Annotated in this window: 16 protein-coding genes; 6 read left to right on the top strand and 10 right to left on the bottom strand. The window is 58.5% G+C overall.

Annotated features, from left to right (window positions below):
- Positions 1-4: 4 nt before the first annotated feature.
- The 3 genes from CHU32_RS10200 to CHU32_RS10210 form a co-directional block, all read right to left on the bottom strand.
- Positions 5-946, bottom strand: coding sequence for a D-ribose ABC transporter substrate-binding protein (locus CHU32_RS10200; RefSeq protein ID WP_103677131.1), 942 nt, complete (start codon positions 944-946; stop codon positions 5-7).
- Between the two features lie 135 nt (positions 947-1,081).
- On the bottom strand, positions 1,082-1,726 hold the full coding sequence (gene entD / locus CHU32_RS10205) for an enterobactin synthase subunit EntD (protein ID WP_103677132.1): 645 nt from the start codon (positions 1,724-1,726) through the stop codon (positions 1,082-1,084).
- Positions 1,727-2,107: 381 nt separating this feature from the next.
- On the bottom strand, positions 2,108-4,357 hold the full coding sequence (locus CHU32_RS10210) for a TonB-dependent siderophore receptor (protein WP_103677133.1): 2,250 nt from the start codon (positions 4,355-4,357) through the stop codon (positions 2,108-2,110).
- 248 nt (positions 4,358-4,605) lie between these two features.
- Between CHU32_RS10210 and fes the strand changes: the two genes are divergently transcribed.
- The 3 genes from fes to entF are packed head-to-tail and all read left to right on the top strand — an operon-like array spanning position 4,606 to position 9,913.
- Positions 4,606-5,802, top strand: a complete 1,197-nt coding sequence (fes, locus tag CHU32_RS10215; RefSeq protein WP_103677134.1) for an enterochelin esterase — start codon at positions 4,606-4,608, stop codon at positions 5,800-5,802.
- 12 nt (positions 5,803-5,814) lie between these two features.
- On the top strand, positions 5,815-6,018 hold the full coding sequence (locus CHU32_RS10220; protein WP_103677135.1) for an MbtH family protein: 204 nt from the start codon (positions 5,815-5,817) through the stop codon (positions 6,016-6,018).
- A gap of 10 nt (positions 6,019-6,028) precedes the next feature.
- Positions 6,029-9,913: an enterobactin non-ribosomal peptide synthetase EntF gene (gene entF, locus CHU32_RS10225; RefSeq protein WP_103677136.1), complete on the top strand. Its 3,885-nt coding sequence runs from the start codon at positions 6,029-6,031 to the stop codon at positions 9,911-9,913.
- A 32-nt stretch (positions 9,914-9,945) separates the two neighbouring features.
- On the opposite strand, the gene CHU32_RS10230 is transcribed toward entF, so the two are convergent.
- The 6 genes from CHU32_RS10230 to fepD all read right to left on the bottom strand — a co-directional run bounded on the left by CHU32_RS10230 (position 9,946) and on the right by fepD (position 14,168).
- Entirely contained in the window at positions 9,946-10,422 is a 477-nt protein-coding gene (locus CHU32_RS10230) for an Imm42 family immunity protein (RefSeq protein ID WP_103677137.1), read from the bottom strand.
- A 9-nt stretch (positions 10,423-10,431) separates the two neighbouring features.
- A complete protein-coding gene (locus CHU32_RS10235) occupies positions 10,432-10,746 on the bottom strand; it encodes an immunity protein TriTu family protein (protein ID WP_133159264.1) in 315 nt (104 codons plus the stop codon).
- A 21-nt stretch (positions 10,747-10,767) separates the two neighbouring features.
- On the bottom strand, positions 10,768-10,956 hold the full coding sequence (locus CHU32_RS28025) for a hypothetical protein (RefSeq protein WP_133159996.1): 189 nt from the start codon (positions 10,954-10,956) through the stop codon (positions 10,768-10,770).
- A 412-nt stretch (positions 10,957-11,368) separates the two neighbouring features.
- On the bottom strand, positions 11,369-12,175 hold the full coding sequence (fepC, locus tag CHU32_RS10240) for an iron-enterobactin ABC transporter ATP-binding protein (RefSeq protein WP_103677139.1): 807 nt from the start codon (positions 12,173-12,175) through the stop codon (positions 11,369-11,371).
- On the bottom strand, positions 12,172-13,164 hold the full coding sequence (fepG, locus tag CHU32_RS10245; RefSeq protein WP_103750837.1) for an iron-enterobactin ABC transporter permease: 993 nt from the start codon (positions 13,162-13,164) through the stop codon (positions 12,172-12,174). The genes fepC and fepG overlap by 4 nt, the downstream gene beginning before the upstream one ends.
- On the bottom strand, positions 13,161-14,168 hold the full coding sequence (gene fepD / locus CHU32_RS10250) for a Fe(3+)-siderophore ABC transporter permease (RefSeq protein ID WP_103677141.1): 1,008 nt from the start codon (positions 14,166-14,168) through the stop codon (positions 13,161-13,163). The genes fepG and fepD overlap by 4 nt, the downstream gene beginning before the upstream one ends.
- A gap of 144 nt (positions 14,169-14,312) precedes the next feature.
- Here fepD and entS point away from each other — a divergent pair, with 144 nt between their 5' ends.
- Positions 14,313-15,563, top strand: a complete 1,251-nt coding sequence (gene entS, locus CHU32_RS10255) for an enterobactin transporter EntS (RefSeq protein WP_103677142.1) — start codon at positions 14,313-14,315, stop codon at positions 15,561-15,563.
- 3 nt (positions 15,564-15,566) lie between these two features.
- On the opposite strand, the gene fepB is transcribed toward entS, so the two are convergent.
- Complete coding sequence (gene fepB / locus CHU32_RS10260) at positions 15,567-16,526, bottom strand: Fe2+-enterobactin ABC transporter substrate-binding protein (protein WP_103677143.1); 960 nt, start codon at positions 16,524-16,526, stop codon at positions 15,567-15,569.
- A gap of 180 nt (positions 16,527-16,706) precedes the next feature.
- Between fepB and entC the strand changes: the two genes are divergently transcribed.
- Positions 16,707-17,882 carry an isochorismate synthase EntC gene (gene entC / locus CHU32_RS10265; RefSeq protein WP_103677144.1) on the top strand — a complete coding sequence of 392 codons (1,176 nt, stop codon included), beginning with the start codon at positions 16,707-16,709 and terminating at the stop codon, positions 17,880-17,882.
- A gap of 9 nt (positions 17,883-17,891) precedes the next feature.
- The gene (gene entE, locus CHU32_RS10270; protein WP_103677145.1) at positions 17,892-19,502 is read left to right on the top strand and encodes a (2,3-dihydroxybenzoyl)adenylate synthase EntE; all 1,611 of its coding nucleotides are present in this window, start codon (positions 17,892-17,894) and stop codon (positions 19,500-19,502) included.
- The last annotated feature ends 4 nt before the right edge of the window (positions 19,503-19,506 follow it).

Genomic DNA, 19,506 nt, shown 5'->3' on the forward strand with positions numbered 1-19,506 from the left:
CCGCTTACTTACTGAGGTTAAACATGTTCAGCTTGCTGGCGTTGGTTTCATCAATCAGCACGCAGTCCATCAGCTGTTTTTCTTCCTTCTGGGCTTTGCCGTTTTTCAGGAAGTAGTCAGCCTGTTCAACCGCCATTTGTGCCTGCTGCCAGCCAGGTTGCAGGACGGTGGCTTTGATATTGCCTTTGTTGATGATAGAGTCGCGGGTGTAGTCACTGCCGTCGAAACCCACCACCACAACGTCTTTTTTACCGGCGGCTTTCAGTGCGGCTTCTGCTCCGAGCGCCATGGTGTCGTTGCCGGAGATAACGCCGACGATATCCGGGTTGGTTTGCAGCATCGCTTCCATACGGGTAAAGGCTTCAGTCTGACTCCAGTTGGCGGTCTGCTGGGCGACCATTTTCATATCCGGGTAGTCATCCAGCACATCGTGATAGCCCTGCGAACGCACTTTAGCGTTGGTGTCCGACTGACGGCCCAGCAGCTCAACGTATTTGCCTTTGCCGTTCAGCAACGTGGCAAATTTCTCCGCGCCTAACTGTGCGCCCTGATAGTTGTTAGAGACGATTTGCGCGACGGCGATGCCGGTTTTATTAATCTCACGATCGATGAGGAAGGCCGGAACGCCCGCCGCTTTCGCTTTTTCCAGCGGGCCGACGGTAGCGTCCGCGCCGGCGTTGTCGAGAATAATCGCCTTCGCTTTACGGGCGATGGCGGTTTCGATGAGCTGGTTTTGTTTGTTCACATCATCGTCGTGAGACGCCACCAGCGTGGTATAACCCAGCTCTTTGGCTTTAGCGGCGGCACCGTCGGCTTCGGCTTTGAAGAACGGATTGTCATGTGAGGGGGTAATAATGGCGATCAGACCGCCGTCAGCGGCAAACAGCGAGCCGGACGCGGCGAGGGTGGAAGCCAGTAATACGGATTTTGCAAAGGTCATGTTCATCTTTTTCTCCACATTGAATATTTATTCAATAATGATTTATTATTCAAGTTAACGATAAAGCGACTCAATGAAACTGTCTACGGTTTACGCAGGTAATTTCTTAAAAGGAGAAAAGGATCACGATCCTGAGGGGGATTACTGGCTCACGGTAACAATTTTTTGCGCAATATGCGTCCAGTGGACCGTCATACATTGGCCTGCCAGAGAGGGAGAAAATGTCGGGTTAAGCTGTAGCGCCAGGGTGTCTGTGGTAAACGCCATCAGCCTGGCGCTGTGAAAACCGGGAAGCGGTAAGGCGAGAGTGGACCTGGCTTTAAACAGGCTCTCTTTGGCAGAGAAAGCGACGGTTAACGCCAGCGGGAAGGGGAGAGACGTGGCGCGCAGCAGGGCCTGTTCATCCGCATCAACAATGCTGTCGGCAAGCTCGTCGCTGAGTCGGGCGGTAAAAAGCGTTTCGAGATCCACGCCAACAGGACGAGGGGAAACGACGGCCAGCGCGGTCGTTTCGCTGTGGCTGATACTGCCATAAAGCCCCGCGGGCCACAGCGGCTGGCGCTGTTCGCCGATCCCCGGTACCCGTTTTTCGCCATATTCACCTAATGCATACATCGCGGCAATACGTCCGGCGAGATGTTCGGCTTTACGTTTACGTCCGGCGTGGGTGAACTGGTGGTGATGCGGCAGCCAGAGGAGATCGTGCTCGCGAAAGGTGTCGGGCAGAAAATCGACGCGATGTAGTCGATGAGATGCGAGGCGGAACGTTGTGCTGGTAGTGTGCATTATTCAGGACAAACGACGTGCGTTATGAAGGGGCGGCGGCGTGGGCAACAGGTATGTTGTTTTTGCAAGGTATGGAGTCTGTGGTTCATGTCATGGCCTTTTTCACCCTCACCCTAACCCTCTCCCTGAGGGAGAGGGGACGAAAACCGCATAACTCAGGCTCCCTGCCAGCGCAACAAACCAGTACCCGGCACGCCTTATCAGCCCCCCACCGTAAGAGCCGGTTAAGGGCCCTTTCTCCCTCTCCCTCAGGGAGCGGGCCGGGGTGAGGGTGGTTTAACCCCCCACGCCTTATCAGCCCCCCACCGTGAAAGCCGGTTAAGGGCACCTTTCTCCCTCTCCCTCAGGGTGAGGGTGGTTTCCACCCGCCCCCTCACGCTATCAGAAATGCGTATTCACACTCATATACCAGGTACGGCCTGACTCGTTATAGGTCTCAGCGCCCGCGCCGTACATATAACCGGTCGTGCCGCCGGTAGTCTGGGCATTACCTGCGCGCCAGTGACGTTTATCGAAAACGTTATCCACGCCGCCGGTCAGGCTGACGTTTTTGGTCGCATCCCAGGTCGCGCTCAGGCCAACGATGCTGTACGGACTGACCTCGTTGGTTTCTGAACCGGTCGCCGGTTTGCCCTGGTAGTTATATTTCTTCGGCTGTTGTTTGCCGTACCAGGTCAGGGTGGACTGGACAGAGAAGTCCTGTTGTACCTGCCAGCTCAGGGTTGAGTTGACGGTGTACTCCGGGATAATGGACAAGCGCTCGCCGGTCTCTTTGTTCTTACTCTGCAACATGTAGGTCATGTTATTGGTCCAGTTAACGGTGTCGCTGACCGGCACGTTAATGGTCCCTTCAAGCCCTTCCACCACCGCTTTAGGAATGTTTTCCCACTGGTAGATATCGGTCTTCACTTTACCGTTGCCCGTCTGGCTTACCGGCGCGTAGCCCGCTTCAATCTTGTCGCGGTAATCGTTGCGGAACCAGGTCAGCCCGGCCAGCCAGCCGTCGCGTTTAAACTCCAGCCCAATTTCTTTGTTGATGCTGGTTTCCGCCTTCAGGTCGTCGTTACCCATCATGTAGCAGCCGACGCCGGTGCCGCTGGCGTAGCAGCCCTGGCCTTTACTGTACAGGATGTAGTTCGGGTTGGTCTGATACAGGCTGGGGGCTTTATAGGCGCGGGCGATACCCATTTTCAGGGTAAAGTCATCGCCCAGACCCTGCGACAGGTTCAGCGACGGACTCCAGTTGTTGCCTACGATGCTGTGATGATCAAAACGCAGACCCGGCGTCAGCATGGTGGTGTCGGTCAGCTCGATATTATCCTCGGTAAACAGCGAGAAAATTTCGGCTTTCGAGTACGGGCTGCGGTTGGTGCTGTCATAACCAGGAATGTCGCCGCCCATAAAGGTCTGACTGTTGGAGGTCATGTCCTTCATGCGCTGCTGATTCCATTCGCTGCCCAGCGTCAGGTTTTGATTGACGAGGAAGTCGAAGGGCAGGTTGACCTCGCTGTGTAACAGCACGTCGTCCAGATCGATATCGGCGAATTTCTGTGAGGCATTCGGATCAAAAATCCCTTCCGTGCCGCCCGCCAGACCTTCCGGCGTGCGCGAGTTACGGGTATGTTCGTACTGTGCCCAGTTGCTGGTGGTAATGCCGTTATCCCAGCCGCCGTTCCAGGTGACGGAATAGGTTTGGCGATACAACCGGTTGGTTTCTTTGCCGTAGTTTTTCTTCACCAGCGCGTTGGTATTGGTGTTTTGCGTGTCACCCGCATAGAGATTGTTCTGGCGACTGTAGCCGGATTCAAACTCCAGCGACTGCATTGGCGCGAAATCCCAGCGTAATACGCCGTTGATATCTTTGTTCTCCACGCCTTCACGACCGGCGGGAAGCGTATCGGCATAAATACCGGTGCGTTCGGACTGGTGGCCCTGGTTGATATCCCAGGCGTCGGCCTGCGTTTTATCGAGGTTGCCGTACAGACGGAAGCTAACGTCGCCGCCCAGCGGGCCGGTCAGGTTGAAGTTAGTACGCTTCGTAGAGCCTTCGTCCTTGTGTTCCGGCGCGTCCAGATAGGTATCCCACGAGCCGTGCCATTCGCCGTCGCTTTTTTTGGTGATGATATTCACCACGCCACCCGCCGCGCCGTTGCCATAACGGGCCGCCGCCGGGCCACGGATCACTTCAATGCGTTCAATAAGCTCCGGCGGTACCCAGCCGGTATCACCACGGGTATCGCGCTCACCGCGCCAGCCGAGACGCACCGAGTTACGGCTGGTCACCGGCTTACCGTCGATCAGTATTAACGTGTTTTCTGGTCCCATACCGCGAATATCAATCTGACGGTTATTTCCGCGCTGGCCGCTGGTGGAGTTACCTGTCAGGTTAACGCCGGGCATGGTGCGGATAATTTCAGAAACGTCACGGGCGGGAGGGTTTTTGCGGATCTCGTCGGCGGTAATGGTTGAAACGCCGGGAGCCTGAAGATTCTGCTGTGCGGCGGTAACGACCATCGTTTCTCCATCGGAAGAGGTCTGCGTTTGCGCAGTCTCCTCCGCATGCAGCGGAAGCGCTACCCCGTAAATTCCCAGATTGACCAGCAAGGCCAGGGAGTGAATTTTGTTATTCATTGTAAGTCCTGCTTTTCGTTGCCGCTTCCCTGTTGAGCCCTTCCCGGTATTCAGGGTGCTGGCATTGTCATTGCCTGGTGCTGTGGACGTTTCATTCCGCTGAATCACTCAGCCCATAGACTATTTTTAAGATTTTGCGCTGCCACCGCGCGCCATTACGCTATTGCAAATGCAAATAGTTATCAATAATATTATCAATAAATTTTAACGATTAAAAAAAACGCTCCGGTAAACATAGGGTTATTAATGTGGTGAGTTTATCTACGGGTAGCGATGCCTGGTGGGCGACCAAAACGGGTCCGCAAATTACGCGGGAAGGGGATGGCTATCGGGTTACCTTTTTCTGGCGTGACCCTGCAGGCGTGGCGTCTTCGCTGCGCAGGGTGTGGATTTATATCACTGGCGTCACCGATCATCACCAGAATGCCGTCCCACAAACTCTGCAACGCCTTCCTGACACTGATGTCTGGCAGTGGCAAACCCTGCTCGCACCTGACTGGCGAGGCAGCTACTGTTTTATTCCGTCTGAACATGACGGCGATTTTGCGCCCGGGGTATTTATCGACGGCGCGCCAGACCGCATGGCGCTGCGTGAAGGCTGGCGCAAACTGCTGCCGCACGCGGTGGCCGATCCGCTGAATGCGCAGAGCTGGAAAGGGGGGCGCGGCCACGCGGTGTCCGCGCTGGAAATGCCTGACGCGCCGGTTCAGCCCGGCTGGAACGCCCCCGCGAAAGCATGGTCGCCTGCGCATCTGGTGCAGTGGCGTAGCGCCCGCCTCGGAAATTCACGCCGGGTATGGGTGTTTACCACGGGCGATGATGACAATACCGATCGCCCGCTGGTGGTTTTGCTGGACGGTCAGTTCTGGGCCGAAAGTATGCCGGTCTGGCCGGCGTTGACCGCGCTGACCCGTGACGGTCAGCTTCCTGGGGCTGTTTATGTGCTGATTGACGTCATTGATACCGCGCACCGCAGCGTCGAACTGCCGTGCAATCCTGATTTCTGGTTGGCGGTTCAGGAAGAGTTGTTGCCGCAGGCTCACGCGCTCGCGCCGTTTAGTGACCGTGGCGAAAAAACGGTGGTCGCCGGACAGAGTTTTGGCGGCCTGTCATCACTGTATGCCGCGCTGTACTGGCCGCAGCGTTTTGGTTGCGTATTAAGTCAGTCAGGTTCGTACTGGTGGCCGCATCGCGGCGGCAAGCATACCGGCGAGCTTGAGGAGAAAATCGCCTGCGGCGAACTCACGCCGAACGGGCTGAAGCTGGTGCTGGAGGCAGGCGTGCGCGAACCCATTATTCTGCGCGCCAATCAGGCGATGCGAGAACAGCTTCAGCAGGCCGGGCAGGCCGTGGAATGGCGGCAGGTGGAGGGCGGTCACGATGCGCTGTGCTGGCGCGGCGGGCTGACCTCGGGCCTGATTTATCTTTTGCAGCCGCAGTCATAACAGGAGCTGACAATGCAATTCAGTAACCCTTTCGATAATCCGCAGGGCCAATTTTATATTCTGCAAAATGCGCAGCAACAGTTCAGCCTCTGGCCGCAGCACTGCGCGCTGCCGGAAGGCTGGGCCGTTATTGGCGAGCCTCAGCCGCAACAGGCGTGTAATGACTGGCTGGCAGCCCACTGGACCACACTGACCCCCGCGCATTTTGCCCGTTAAGGAAGCTGTTATGACCACTCGTCTGCCGCTGGTAGCCGCTCAGCCTGGGATCTGGATGGCTGAAAAACTTTCCACGCTGCCTAACGCCTGGAGCGTGGCGCACTATGTTGAACTTCACGGTGAGCTGGACGCCGCCCTGCTGCAAAAGGCGATTATCACCGGCATGATGCAGGCCGACACGCTGCGGATGCGCTTTACGCAAGAGGACGGCGAGGTCTGGCAATGGGTGGATGAGCAGGCTGACTTTTCGTTCCCTGCAGTCGTCGATCTGCGCGGACATGCCGATCCGCAGCAGGCCGCGCTGGCACGGATGCACGCCGATTTACACCAAACTCTGCGCGTTGACAGCGGTGTTCCGCTGGTCTGCCATCAGCTTATTCAGGTAGATGATGCCTGCTGGTACTGGTATCAGCGCTATCATCATCTGCTGGTCGATGGCTTCAGTTTCCCGGCCATTACCCGCCAGATCGCCGCCATTTATCGCGCCTGGCAGTCCGGCGAGCCGACGCCAGTTTCACCCTTTACGCCGTTTGCTGAGGTTGTTGAAGAGTATCAGCGCTATCGCAACAGCGCCACCTGGACGCGCGATGCTGAATTCTGGGCGCAGCAGCGGCGTGAGCTTCCTGAACCGGCCTCGTTGTCGGCAGCGCCGCTGGCGGGAAGGGCGACCAGCAGTAATATTCTGCGCCTGAAATTAAGTGCCAGTCGCGTGGCGTTTAATCAACTTGCCGCCGCCGCGCCTGACTGTCAGCGCGCGGATCTGGCGTTGGCGCTGGCGGCGCTGTGGCTGGGGCGGCTGTGCGGGCGTAACGAGTATGCTGCCGGGTTTATCTTCATGCGCCGGATGGGATCGGCAGCGCTCACCGCCACTGGCCCGGTACTGAACGTACTGCCGCTGGCGATAACCATCAACCCGCTTGAGACGTTGCCTGAACTGACGGCACGCCTTGCCGGGCAGCTTAAAAAAATGCGTCGCCATCAACGTTATGACGCTGAACAAATCGTGCGTGACAGCGGCCGCGCGGTGGGCGACGAACCGCTGTTTGGCCCGGTCTTTAATATCAAAGTTTTTGAGTATCAACTGGATCTCAACGGCATTACCGCCACCACGCATACCCTGGCGACCGGCCCGGTAAACGATCTGGAGCTGGCGCTGTTCCCGGACGAAGAGGGCGGATTGTCGCTGGAGGTCCTGGCGAATCAACAGCGCTATGACGAGGCAAGCCTGACTGCTCACGTCGCCCGGCTTGATGCATTGCTCACTCAGTTCGCCATCTCGCCGCAGCTACGCTGTGGTGAAGCGGAATTAATTTCGCCTGAAGAGCGCCATCTGATTGCCGATGTTAACCATACTGCGCAGGATGTGCCGCTCACCACGTTAAGCGCGCTGGTGGCGGAGCAGGCGGATAAAACGCCGGACGCGCTCGCGCTTAGCGACGCGCAGTACCGGTTTACCTACCGCGAGATGCGCCAGCAGGTCACGGCGCTGGCGCTGATGCTGCGCGAGAAAGGCGTGAGGCCCGGCGACAGCGTGGCGGTGGCGCTGCCGCGCTCGGTGTTTCTGACCCTTGCATTGCACGCCATCGTTGAAGCCGGTGCGGCCTGGCTGCCGCTGGATACCGGCTACCCGGATGACCGGCTGCGGATGATGCTGGAGGACGCCCGCCCGTCACTGCTGCTGACCTCGGACGATCAGCGCCAGCGCTTCAGCGATCTGCCGGACCTGGATATTATCTGCTACAGCGCGCCGCTACCGCCGACGGACGCGCCGCCGCTACACCTTTCCCGCCCTGAGCATGCCGCTTATATTATCTTTACCTCCGGCTCGACCGGCCGCCCGAAAGGCGTGATGGTAGGGCAGACCGCGATTGTTAACCGTCTGCTGTGGATGCAGAACCAGTATCCGCTGGGGGCTGACGATGTGGTGGCGCAAAAAACGCCGTGCAGTTTTGATGTCTCAGTATGGGAGTTCTTCTGGCCGTTTATCACGGGCGCAAGCCTGGTGATGGCGGAGCCGGACGCGCATCGCGATCCGCTCGCCATGCAGCGTTTCTTTGCCCATTACGGCGTCACGACCACCCACTTTGTGCCTTCGATGCTGGCGGCGTTTATCGCCTCGCTCGATCCCGGTGATGCGCGTGGCGCTTGCCGCACGCTTAAACGCGTTTTCTGTAGCGGGGAAGCGCTTCCCACCCTGCTTTGCCGCGAGTGGGAACAACTTACCGGCGTGGCGCTGCATAACCTTTATGGCCCTACCGAGGCGGCGGTGGATGTGAGCTGGTATCCGGCTTATGGCCCGGAACTGGCGGCGGTGAAGGGCAGCAGCGTGCCGATTGGTTTCCCGGTGTGGAATACCGGGCTGCGGATTCTGGATACGATGATGCACCCGGTGCCGCCGGGCGTGGCGGGCGATCTTTACCTTACCGGCATCCAACTGGCGCAGGGCTATCTGAGCCGTCCGGATCTCACGGCCAGCCGCTTTATTGCCGATCCGTTTGCCCCCGGCGAGCGCATGTACCGTACCGGCGACGTCGCCCGCTGGCTGGACAGCGGCGCGGTAGAATACCTCGGGCGCAGCGACGATCAGCTTAAAATTCGTGGGCAGCGCATCGAACTGGGCGAAATCGACCGCGCGATGCAGTCACTGCCGGACGTCGCGCAGGCCGTGGCGCACGCCTGTGTCTTCAACGAGGCGGCTGCCGTGGGCGGCGATGCCCGTCAGCTTGTCGGCTATCTGGTTTTTGAATCAGGTTTGCCGCAGGATACCGACGCGCTTCTTGAACTGTTGCGTGCACGTCTGACGCCGCATATGGTGCCCGCCGTGCTGATCCCCTTGAGTGAACTGCCGCTGAGTGCTAACGGCAAGCTGGATCGCAAGGCATTGCCGCTGCCGACACTGGCAACGAGAAATCCAGGGCGTGCGCCGCGTTCCGGCACGGAGACGGCGGTGGCTGAGGCGTTTTCAGGGCTGTTAGGATGTACGGTAAAGGATGTGGATGCGGATTTCTTCGCCCTGGGCGGTCACTCATTGCTGGCGATGCGGCTGGCCGCACAGCTAAGCCGTCAATTTGCCCGCGAGGTCACGCCGGGGCAGATTATGGTTGCTTCAAGCGTGGGTAAACTGAGTGCACTGCTTGATTCAGTGTCAGGGGATCAACAAAACGCACGGCTGGGCTACGAGCCGCTGCTGCCGCTGCGAGAAAGCCACGGCCCGACGCTGTTTTGTTTCCATCCGGCCTCCGGCTTTGCGTGGCAGTTCAGCGTGCTGTCGCGCTATCTTCCGGCGCGCTGGTCGATCGTTGGTATTCAGTCCCCGCGTCCGCACGGCCCAATGGAAACAGCGGCGACGCTGGATGAGGTTTGTGAGCATCATCTCGCCACGCTGATTGAACAGCAGCCGCACGGCCCGTACTACCTGTTCGGCTACTCGCTCGGCGGCACGCTGGCGCAGGGCATTGCCGCGCGCCTGCAGGCAAAGGGAGAGGAGGTCGCTTTCCTTGGCCTGCTCGATACCTGGCCGCCGGAAACGCAGAACTGGGCCGATAAAGAGGCCAACGGCCTGGACCCGGAAGTACTGGCGGAAATTGCCCGCGAGCGCGAGGCATTTATTGCCGCTCAGCAGGGGCAAGGCTCCGGCGAACTGTTTACCGCCATCGAAGGCAACTATGCCGACGCGGTACGATTGCTTACCACCGCGCACAGCGCACGCTTTGAGGGCAAAGCCACGCTGTTTGTGGCCGAACGCACGCTGGCAAAAGGCATGGACCCGCACCGCGCCTGGTCGCCGTGGGTTGGGGAGCTGGAGGTATATCGCCAGGACTGCGCCCATGTTGAGATCATTTCGCCGCAGGCGTTTGAATCGATAGGTCCGGTTCTGAGGGAGATTCTGGGGTAAAAGCGGTTGCCGCCATCATTAGGATGGCGGCACTATTCTGGCGCAGAGGAAAAGGCGCTGACAAACGCCATGAGCTGCTCTGATACATAACCTGCCGGGAGGAAGGCTTCCCTCGGACGGGCGTCATTAAATGGCCTCCAGACGATCCGGTCATGCTCAGCGGAGGGCAGCAAAATAAAAATTTCACCGTCGAAGCAGGGAGTGAGATCAAGCGTGATCCAGGCTGAACTCAATTTTAGCACCTCAGTTCGGTCTTCGGCGGTTTCATAACCTTCAACGATGTACGCTATCACCTGGCGCTTATTAAACGTCATTAATTCATTCGCTAATGACTTATTAAGACCGAAAATTTTGTTATTAAGCAAGGCAATCAGCGTATCGAGGTCGTCAAATTCATCGTCATTGCCTAATTTTTCTGATTCACAGAAAAAGACAGCGTGGGCGATATTATTTTCGATCGAGACTTTGATAGCGAAAAGACTGCGGTCACCAAATTCGAAGGTTTTCATATCGGGTCGTTACTGAGATGTAATATAACGGGAATCACAATGTTCTAAAAATATATGGAACAAATCTACTAGTCCATCAAGGCCAACGTAATTTTCTATTTTATCCATTATGTAGACCCCCGTTTCAATGAGGATTACCTCGGAAAAGCAACTCCCGTCATCCCAGGCGGTAAATCTCGCGATATATTTTTCGTTGTCGATATCAATGACGATACTTTCTGTCAGGTGGTTGGCGTTATACAAAAAAGGGCAGGAGGCGTTGATTTTTAGCCAGTGTTCGAATTGTCTTAGCATGGTTTGTGATGCCTGTACTAAAAGAGCCATTAAGGGTGACCGTTCACGTTCTCAAAGGGCAGGAGTGAGGGTGTGTTTTAACCGCGCCTCAAACCTTTTCTTGCCCCAGCCAACCACCAGCGGCGTTCCCGCCGTGACGATCGCCATACCCTGATAACGTTGTGTTTGCGCCTGGCAGATTTTACCTGCGCTGGGATGTACCTCAAGTGAAAGTGTGGGAACGGGTAAAACCACCCTCACCCCAACCCTCTCCCTGAGGGAGAGGGAGCCGCCCGTGCTTGTTGTTGGGTCAGGGGACTAACATATACCTGCCATTAAGGGGTGGCCGTTCACGTTCTCAGGAGGCAAATACACCCTCTCCCTGAGGGAGAGGGTGCCGCCCGCGCTTGTTGTTGAGTCAGGGGACTAACATAAACCTGTAATGAAGGAGCCATGAAGGAGTGACCTTTCATGTTCTCAGGAGGCAAATACTCCCTCTCCCTGAGGGAGAGGGAGTCGCCCGCGCTTGTTGTTGGGGCAGGGGACTAACATATACCTGTACTGAAGGAGCCATGAAGGAGTGACCTTTCATGTTCTCAGGAGGCAAATACTCCCTCTCCCTCAGGGAGAGGGCAGGGGTGAGGGTGGTTTTAACAGCGCCTCAAACCTTTTCTTACCCCCGCGCACTCCTTCGCCCCAGCGGCACCACCAGCGGCGTTCCCGCTACTGGATCGTCGATAATCACGCACTTCATGCCGTAAATTTTCTCAATCAACTCAGCGCTAACAATCTCCTTCGGCGCGCCCTCGGCAACAATTTTTCCCTCGCGCAGGGCAATCAGATGCGTGGCGTAGCGGCAAGCCTGATTCAGATCGTGCAGCACCGCCGCGAGGGTGTAGCCTTTCTCGCGGTTCAGCTCGCTGAGCAGTTCCAGCAGTTCGATTTGATGGCTGATGTCCAGCCAGGTGGTGGGCTCGTCCAGCAGCATGATGGCCGTTTCCTGAGCCAGTACCATCGCAATCCATGCCCGCTGGCGCTGGCCGCCGGAGAGAGTGTCAACATTTTGCCCGGCTAAATCGGTAATCCGGGTGGCCTGCATTGCGCGGCTGACCGCCTGCTCATCTTCCTGCCGCCAGCGGGTAAACAGCGGCTGATGCGGGTAGCGTCCGCGCGCCACCAGCTCCTGTACCGTGATATCGCCGGGCGTGGTGGCATTTTGCGCCAACAGACCGATGCGTTTCGCGACCTCTTTACTGGCGTAGCGCTGGATCTGCTCGCCGTCGAGATACACCTGGCCGTGGGTTGGCGTCATCAGACGGCTCAACGTGCGCAGCAGTGTGGATTTGCCGCAGCCGTTAGGGCCGATAATCGCAGTAAAATGGCCGTCGGGGATCGCCACGCTCAGCGATTCGGCGATGGTTTTGCTGCCATACGCCAGCGTCAACTGGTCGCCGTGCAGGCGGGTTACGGTGTCGGTCATCTTTTACGTGACTCCTGAATAAGCAACGCGATGAGATAGATACCGCCAAGGCTGACGGTAACGACGCCTACCGGAAGCTGGTAAGGCAGGAAAAATTTCTGTGCGCAGAAATCTGCGGCCAGCAGCAGCAGCGCGCCACACAGCGCCGACTGGGTTAAGCCCCAGCGTGCGGTGCCGCTGATGCGCCGGGCGATGTGCGGTGCCACCAGCGCAATAAAAGATATTGGCCCGGCAAGGGCGGTAGAGGCGGCGGTCAGCAACACCGCAACCAGCATCAGCAGCAGGCGTGAGCGCTCAACGCTAACCCCCAGCGCACAGGCGGTATCGTCACCCATCTCCAGCAGACGCAGCCGGCGCACCAGCAGGGCCGCGCCAGTCAGCATAATGAAAATCAGCGGTGTGGCGGGCCAGGTTTTCGCCCAGGTCAGCCCGTTAAGTGAACCGGCGTACCACAGTCCGGCAGACAGCGCAGTCTCCAGCGATGCCTTTAACAGCAACCAGGTATTAAAGGCCATCAGCATGGCACGAATGCCAATGCCGATGATAATCAGGCGGAAAGTCTCGATGCCGTTGCGCCATGCCAGTGCCCACACGATAAGCGCCGTGAGAATGCCGCCCACCATCGCCGCCAGCGTAATGGCGGTCAGATGCTGACCAAAAAGAACCATCGCCACCAGCACGCCGCTCCACGCGCCGGTGTTCAGGCCCATCACATCCGGGCTGCCGAGCGGGTTACGCATCAGCGACTGGAAAATCGCGCCGCTGACACCAAGCGCGGCCCCGGTGACCAGCGCCATTAGCACCCGCGGCAGACGCCATTCGTTGACCACCAGTGAAATGTTGCGCGGCGCGTCGCCCAGCAGGGCAGCAATAACCTGACCGGGTGCCAGCGTGACTGCGCCGCTGCGCAGACCCCAGAGAGCCAGCAGCAGACTTCCCGCGCTAAGGATAACAACGCAGAGGATTAGGCGTCGTGAAGGTGCGTTCATCGCAGGCCTCCCGACTGGCGGCGGCGAACCAGCCAGATCAGTACCGGCGCGCCGATAAAAGCGCTGACCACTGACACGCGCAGTTCGCCCGGTACCAGCAGCCGTCCCAGTACATCTGCCAATAGCAGCAGGGAGGGCGTTGCCAGCAGCGTGGCGGGCAGGGACCAGCGATGATCGGCTCCCATCAGCCAGCGCGATAAATGTGGCATCATCAGGCCAATGAAGGCGATTGGTCCAACCACCGCCGTCGCGCTACCGCACAGCACGGTGATGGTCAGTAAACCGGTGATCTGCACGCGGGCGACGTTATTACCCAGCGCGGTGGCAGTATCGCTGCCGAGGCTCAGGCTGTTAAGACTGCGGCTGAGTAATAAGGCGATGGCCGCGGCAATGGTCACCGGAATAACAACCACTTTCAGGGTTTGCAGGGTGCGAATGTCCAGCGAACCCGCCTGCCAGAAGCGTAGCTGATCGTAAACGTCAGGATTAAGCAGCGCGATGCCGCTGGAAAGCCCCTCCAGCACTGCACTCAGCGCCACGCCCGCCAGCGTCAGGCGAACCGGGCTGAGCTGGCCGCCGCCCTGACTGCCGGTAAAGGCGACCAGCAATGTCGCCGCCAGCGCGCCGCAAAATGCCATCAATAACTGTTCCTGCGGCGAGGCGATGCCGAGCAGCGCGGCACCCAGCACGATGGCAAAACTGGCCCCGGCGTTAACGCCAAGAATGCCGGGGTCCGCCAGCGGATTACGGGTCAGGGTCTGCATTAGTGCACCTGCCAGCCCGAGAGCCGCGCCAGCCAGCAGTCCCGCCAGGGTGCGCGGTAAACGTGCATCAAGCACAATCGTGCAGTCAGCGCTCTGGCAGTGACCCGTCAGGGCATCAACAACCACGGTGAAAGGCAGAGGTTTTGCGCCAACCAACAAACTGAGTGCGGCGGTGGCCAGCAGCAATATCAAGAGTCCCGGTAGCGCAATGGCCCGAACCCGGGAAGGGGAGTGCGACATAACAGCTTCCATTGCATGATAATGATAGTAATTATCGTTATCGATCTTATTTGATTATGGTAGCATGTGCGGCCACCGAATGGGTATATCCAAAATCAATCGCAACGCATTCTGCCAGTGAATATGTTGCGTAAAGGCACTGTAATGAACCGACAATCCTGGCTGCTGAATGTGAGCCTGCTGAAGACACATCCCGCGTTTCGCGCTGTTTTTCTCGCCCGCTTTATTTCTATTCTTTCTCTTGGTCTGTTGGGCGTGGCAATCCCTGTGCAAATCCAGATGATGACCCACTCTACCTGGCAGGTCGGGCTGTCCGTCACCTTAACCGGCAGCGCGATGTTTGTCGGGCTGATGGCAGGCGGCGTGCTGGCCGACCGCTATGAACGTAAAAAAGTGATCCTGCTGGCGCGGGGTACCTGCGGTATCGGCTTTATCGGCTTATGTCTGAACGCACTGTTGCCGGAGCCGTCACTGATCGCGATCTATTTATTAGGTTTATGGGATGGCTTCTTTGCGTCGCTTGGCGTGACGGCGCTGCTGGCGGCGACGCCCACGCTGGTCGGGCGCGAGAATCTGATGCAGGCCGGCGCGATTACCATGCTCACCGTGCGCCTGGGATCGGTGATTTCGCCGATGCTCGGCGGCATCTTACTGGCGGGCGGTGGCGTGGCGTGGAACTACGGACTGGCGGCGGCAGGCACTTTTATTACCCTGCTGCCGCTGCTGAGTCTGCCTGCGCTGCCGCCGCCGCCGCAGCCGCGTGAACACCCGCTGACCTCGCTGGTTGCCGGTTTTCAGTTTTTGCTGCGCAGCCCGCTCATCGGCGGTATTGCGCTGCTCGGCGGATTGTTAACGATGGCAAGCGCGGTACGAGTGTTGTACCCGGCGCTGGCTATCAACTGGCACATGTCTGCCACCCAGATTGGGATACTGTATGCCGCCATTCCGCTCGGTGCGGCGCTGGGGGCGCTGACCAGCGGTCGGCTGGCGCAGCGTGAACGACCGGGACTGATTATGCTCGCCACCACCGTCGGATCGTTTTTCGCTATCGGACTGTTTGCCCTGATGCCGATCTGGATAGCAGGTGCTTTATGTCTGGCGCTGTTTGGCTGGCTAAGTGCCATCAGTTCGCTGCTGCAATATACCCTGATCCAGACCCAGACGCCGGAAGCTATGCTGGGACGCATCAACGGATTGTGGACGGCGCAAAACGTCACCGGGGATGCGATTGGCGCGGCATTACTCGGGGGACTGGGAGCGGTTATGACGCCGGTAACGTCGGCCAGCGTCAGCGGATTTACGCTGGTGGCGGTGGGGGGCGTGCTGATGCTGGCGCTGAACGAACTGCGGCGCTTTCGCCAGCCGCCTCCTTCCGTGGAAGCGTGCGAAAACTAGCCGTTATTTGAACTGTGACGCCAGCCGTTGCAGGACCAGCATGGCGCTGTAGTAGTCGAGTCGGAAGGTTTCCGTGCCCAGCGCCCAGACCTGCTTATGCTGTACCGCTGGCAGGTGGGACAGTAGCGGATTGGCGTAGATCGCTTCAACATCGTTCTGGTCGCCGGCAAACAGGAACAGCGACTGACCGTTAAGCCCGGCTGCAAGGTTTTCACCGCCGAGCTGGATAATATCGTGGCGCTTACCCTGGCTCTGACTGGTGTGCAGCCCGGCAGGCAATGTTGCCAGGGTAAAGCCGAGTTGCTCCAGCAGCTTGCCTTGCGCTGAGTCGGCGGTCCACAGGTTAGCGCTGTGGGCGGCGGACGTATAAACCAGCGCGCTGACCGGTTGCGGCGGCAGTGTCATCTGCTGCTTCACGGTCGCAAGCTGGCGATCGAAGTCGGCAATGCGTGCCGCCGCCTGTTTTTCCTGACCGGTAATGTTGCCGAGTTCAGTTAACAGCGCCTGCCAGCTTTTATCGTCGTAATTAATGACCAGCGTCGGGGCAATGGCCGAGAGCTGATCGTAAAGTGCCAGCGCCGAGTCGCCGCCGGTCGCGCTGATCAAAATGAGATCCGGCATTTGCGCCGCGACGGCTTCAGCGCTGGGTTCACCAATATACAGCCGGGCGAGCTGGCGTTGTTTTGCTATCTCGCCCCACTGGCGCAGGAATCCCTGGCCGTCGGCGACGCGGTTATTCGGGGTGGTGGCTCCGCTGGCAATCACCGGCGCGTCGATCGCCAGCAGTGAGCCGGTGAGGGTGACGCTGGTAGACACAATACGCAGCGGTTTGTGATCCAGCGTCTGCGTGCCGTGACTGTCGGTTACCTGGCGTGGCCAGTCTGCCGCCAGCGCTGAGGTTACTCCGAAAAGAAAAAGGCACAGCGTCAGAAGCGCGTTGCGGCGTAAAGAGAGAAAATTCACGGAGTGGTATCCTGTATTATTGTGGTGAATGCTTCTCATTTTCAGCTTTGCATCACGTGGATGCAAGCCTTACCCGCACAAGATGCTATCCCCGGCGGTTGACACAGGGCAGTTTTGCTTTTAGGTTAGCGAGCCAAAATATAATGATAATTATTATCTTTATGGTTTTTGGAGAGGAATATGGAAACGTCACTGGCTGAAGAGCTTCAGCAGGAAAAGGCAACGCTGAGTGCCGATCGCTTTCTTTTTATGTCGCCGTTCCGCAGCTTTACGACGGCAGGCTGTGTTGCGCGGGTAAGTGAGCCTGCCGACGGGGGCGACCAGCCAGACAGCGCATTTCAGCAGGCGCTGAAGGACGCGTTTGCCAGTGCTAAGACGGCGGGAATTGAAAAACCGGTACTGGTCGGGGCGATCCCGTTTGATACCACGCAGCCGAGCGAGTTGTTCATTCCCGAGCGATACGAGAGTTTCTCCCGCAAAGAGAAACAGCACTCCGCGCGTTACGTGACGCCGCAGCAGGCGCTGAACGTGACCGATCGCCGTGAGATCCCGGAGCAGGAGGCATTTATGGCGATGGTGGCCCGCGCCGCCGCCCTGACCGCCACGCCGGAGGTGGATAAAGTCGTCTTATCCCGCCTGATTGACATTGCCACCGACGCGCCGGTGGACAGCGGCGAATTACTGGAGCGACTGATCGCCCAGAATCCGGCCAGCTATAACTTCCACCTGCCGTTGAGCGATGGCGGCGTATTGTTAGGTGCCAGTCCGGAACTGCTGCTGCGTAAAGAAGGCACGCAGTTCAGCTCGCTGCCGCTGGCGGGGTCGGCGCGCCGCCAGCCGGATGACGTGCTGGATCGCGAAGCGGGCAACAAACTGCTGGCCTCGGAAAAAGATCGCCATGAGCATGATCTGGTAACGCAGGCGATGAAAACCGTGCTGGCACCGCGCAGTCGCCATTTGACGCTCCCGGGGTCCCCGCAACTGATCACTACGCCGACGCTATGGCATCTGGGCACACCGATTACCGGCGAGTGCGACACCCGGGAAAATGCGCTGTCGCTGGCCTGTCTGCTACACCCGACTCCTGCGCTGAGCGGGTTCCCGCATCAGGTAGCAAAAAAAATCATTGCTGAGCTTGAGCCATTTAACCGTGAACTGTTTGGCGGCATCGTCGGCTGGTGTGACGATGAGGGCAACGGCGAGTGGGTCGTCACTATTCGCTGCGCCCGCCTGCATCAAAATCATATCCGTTTGTTTGCCGGGGCCGGTATTGTTCCCGCCTCGTCTCCCGTGGCGGAGTGGCGTGAAACCGGCACCAAACTGTCCACCATGCTGAACGTCTTTGGCTTACAGTAAGGAGCGATGATGAGCATTCCCTTTACCCGCTGGCCTGAAGATTTCGCCCGCCGCTATCGCGAGAAAGGCTACTGGCAGGATCTGCCGCTGACCGACATTCTGACCCGCCATGCGCACAGCGATCGCATTGCGGTCATCGACGGCGAGCGTCATGTCAGCTATCGCGAACTGAATCAGGCTTCCGATAATCTGGCCGCAGCACTCCAGGAGCAGGGGATCAAGCCGGGAGAAACCGCGCTGGTGCAGCTTGGCAACGTGGTGGAACTTTATATCACCTTCTTTGCGCTACTGAAGCTGGGCGTGGCACCGGTCATGGCCCTGTTCAGCCATCAGCGTTCGGAACTGACCGCTTACGCCGCGCAAATCAAACCGGCACTGATCGTGGCCGACCGCGAGCATGCGCTGTTTGCCAGCGAGGAATTTCTCAATCAGTTTGTAGCCGCACACGGCTCGGTTCGCGTCGTGCTGCTGCGTCAGCATCAGGGTGAGCACGATCTTAACGCGGCGATTTCTCGCCAGGCGGAAGGATTTATCGCCACGCCATCGCCTGCCGATGAGGTAGCGTATTTCCAGCTCTCCGGCGGCACCACCGGTACGCCGAAACTCATTCCGCGCACTCATAACGACTACTACTACAGCGTGCGACGCAGTAATGAGATTTGTCAGTTTAGCGAACGCACCCGCTTTTTGTGCGCGCTTCCGGCCGCGCATAACTACGCCATCAGCTCTCCTGGCGCGCTTGGCGTGTTTCTGGCGCAGGGGACCGTGGTGCTTGCCGCCGATCCCAGCGCCACGCTGTGTTTTCCGCTGATTGAAAAGCATCAGGTAACGGTTGCGCCGCTGGTGCCGCCAGCGGTGAGCCTGTGGCTACAGGCGCTTCAGGAAGGCGGCAGTAAAGCGCAGCTTGCCTCGCTGGAACTGCTTCAGGTCGGCGGCGCACGTCTGCCTTCAACCCTTGCTGCGCGCATTCCTCAGGAAATCGGCTGTCAGCTCCAGCAGGTTTTCGGCATGGCGGAAGGACTGGTCAATTATACCCGGCTGGACGATCCGCTGGATCGCATTCTTCACACCCAGGGCCGCCCGATGTGCCCGGATGACGAAGTATGGGTGGCGGATGCCGACGGCAACCCGTTGCCGCGTGGCGAAGTGGGACGGCTGATGACGCGCGGCCCGTATACCTTTCGCGGCTATTTTAACAGCCCGGAGCACAATGCCAGCGCGTTTGATGAGAACGGCTTTTACTGTTCAGGCGATTTAATCACCATTGATGATCAGGGCTACATTACCGTGCAGGGCCGGGAAAAAGATCAGATCAATCGTGGCGGTGAAAAAATCGCGGCGGAAGAGATTGAGAACCTGTTGCTGCGCCACGAGTCGGTGATCCAGGCGGCGCTGGTCAGTATGGAAGACGAATTGATGGGCGAAAAAAGCTGCGCGTGGCTGGTGGTCAACGCGCCGCTGCGGGCGGTACAGGTCCGCCGCTTCCTGCGCGAGCAGGGCGTTGCCGAATATAAACTGCCGGATCGTGTGGAGTGCATTGAAGCGCTACCGCTCACCCCGGTTGGTAAAGTCGATAAAAAACAGTTGCGTCAATGGCTGGCGTCCCGTTCGCCGGTGTGAAGGA

The organism is Superficieibacter electus (assembly GCF_002915575.1).
Taxonomy (GTDB): Bacteria; Pseudomonadota; Gammaproteobacteria; order Enterobacterales; family Enterobacteriaceae; genus Superficieibacter; species Superficieibacter electus.

Bases quoted from the DNA above. Each gene is read 5' to 3' on its own strand.
- fepD (WP_103677141.1), bottom strand. From the start codon at position 14,168: ATGTCGCACTCCCCTTCCCGGGTTCGGGCCATTGCGCTACCGGGACTC.
- fepC (WP_103677139.1), bottom strand. From the start codon at position 12,175: ATGACCGACACCGTAACCCGCCTGCACGGCGACCAGTTGACGCTGGCG.
- entS (WP_103677142.1), top strand. From the start codon at position 14,313: ATGAACCGACAATCCTGGCTGCTGAATGTGAGCCTGCTGAAGACACAT.
- entC (WP_103677144.1), top strand. From the start codon at position 16,707: ATGGAAACGTCACTGGCTGAAGAGCTTCAGCAGGAAAAGGCAACGCTG.
- entF (WP_103677136.1), top strand. From the start codon at position 6,029: ATGACCACTCGTCTGCCGCTGGTAGCCGCTCAGCCTGGGATCTGGATG.
- fepG (WP_103750837.1), bottom strand. From the start codon at position 13,164: ATGAACGCACCTTCACGACGCCTAATCCTCTGCGTTGTTATCCTTAGC.
- CHU32_RS10200 (WP_103677131.1), bottom strand. From the start codon at position 946: ATGAACATGACCTTTGCAAAATCCGTATTACTGGCTTCCACCCTCGCC.
- CHU32_RS10210 (WP_103677133.1), bottom strand. From the start codon at position 4,357: ATGAATAACAAAATTCACTCCCTGGCCTTGCTGGTCAATCTGGGAATT.
- CHU32_RS10235 (WP_133159264.1), bottom strand. From the start codon at position 10,746: ATGGCTCTTTTAGTACAGGCATCACAAACCATGCTAAGACAATTCGAA.
- entE (WP_103677145.1), top strand. From the start codon at position 17,892: ATGAGCATTCCCTTTACCCGCTGGCCTGAAGATTTCGCCCGCCGCTAT.
- CHU32_RS10220 (WP_103677135.1), top strand. From the start codon at position 5,815: ATGCAATTCAGTAACCCTTTCGATAATCCGCAGGGCCAATTTTATATT.
- CHU32_RS10230 (WP_103677137.1), bottom strand. From the start codon at position 10,422: ATGAAAACCTTCGAATTTGGTGACCGCAGTCTTTTCGCTATCAAAGTC.
- entD (WP_103677132.1), bottom strand. From the start codon at position 1,726: ATGCACACTACCAGCACAACGTTCCGCCTCGCATCTCATCGACTACAT.